This window comes from Frankia sp. CeCAU1 (assembly GCF_977971845.1).
In genome coordinates, this window is sequence record NZ_CDWWXA010000194.1 from 1 (window position 1) to 1,312 (window position 1,312).

At 72.0% G+C, this 1,312-nt stretch carries 1 protein-coding gene; it reads right to left on the reverse strand.

Annotation, left to right across the window (positions count from 1 at the left end; all coding sequences use genetic code 11):
• On the reverse strand, positions 1-1,270 hold a 1,270-nt coding region (tnpC, locus tag AC08OO_RS21735; RefSeq protein ID WP_476618991.1), incomplete at its 3' end, for an IS66 family transposase.
• Positions 1,271-1,312: the final 42 nt, after the last annotated feature.

A 1,312-nucleotide genomic window follows, 5' to 3' on the forward strand; every position in this document is an offset into this window, starting at 1 on the left:
CAACGGCCGTGAACCCCTCGCGTTCCTGACCGGCTACCTGAACGCCTGCGCCACAGCCGGCGGGGGCTTTCCCGCCGGCTGTGGCGCAGGCGTTCAGGTAGCCGGTCAGGAACGCGAGGGGTTCACGGCCGTTGCGCTCGGCGGTGGCGACGATGGTCCAGACCCGGGCGGCGAGGTGCGCGGCCCACTCGGCGTGCGCGCCGTAGTAGTTCTTCCGCCCGACTACCGGGGTCCGCAGCGCCCTCTCGGCAGCATTGTTATCAAGATCCAGGTTGGGGAGGTGTCGGTGGCGGGCCAGCCCGTCCCATTCCCGGTCCAGGGTCGCCAGGACCTTCTTCGCCGCCGGGTGCAGGCTGTGGATCGCCGCCTCCGTGTGCCGCGCCGTGTCGATCGCCCTCAGCGCGGCCTCGAACGCGCCGGCGGCCTCGCGGTACCCGCTGGTTGTGGGCTGCTCGGCGGCGAGGGCGCGGTGAGCGAGGTAGAGCATCCCGATCCGGGCGACCCACTGGTCGGCCCAGTACCGCAGTTGGAGGGGGGCGTCCCCGGCCCGGATGAAGTACCGGCGGATGTGTGCCCAGCACCAGAGCGGGTCGACCCCGTCGATACGGCCCAGGGACTGGTAGACGGTGTAGAAGTCCGACGGGACGACGAGGCGACGCCCGTCGGACAGCGCCCCGGCGGCCCGGTCGATCCCGAAGTGCTTCTCGACCGGCGCAGCCGAGCGGGTCGGGTCCATCCGGAACACCACCGTGTCGGCGGCGACGAACACCCACAGCCACCAGCGGGTCCCGTCCTTGCCCTCGACCCGCTCGAACACCCGCCACGCCGTCTCGTCCGCGTGGACATGGCCGGCGGCGGCGTTACGCGCCACGATCTGCTCGTCGAGCCCGCCGAGCAGGCCATGCACGTCCTTCAACGCCCCGCACAGGGTGCCCTCGGCGACCTCAAGCCCGTCGGCGGCCAGCGCCCGGGCGATCCGGTGCAACGGCAGGCCCAGGACATACTTCTCGTAGCGAAGTCGGGCGAGGAACCCCGCGGTGAACCGGCCCTTGGGAACCGGTGTGGGTGGCACCGGTACGGTCACCGTCCGCGGCCCCGGACATGTGCAGCACCGCCGATACCGTCGCCGCCGATGCACGATCCGGGTGATCACGACCTGCCAGTCGACCTGTTCGCTGTCGTCGGTCCCCAACGGCGTGAACGCCACCCCGCACCCGGGGCAGGCACGGTCGACCTCGGGCACCTCATGGATCTCCTCCCGGGTCCGCAGATGCGAGTAGTCCCGCCGGCCATGCCCCCGGCTCCCCGGCCG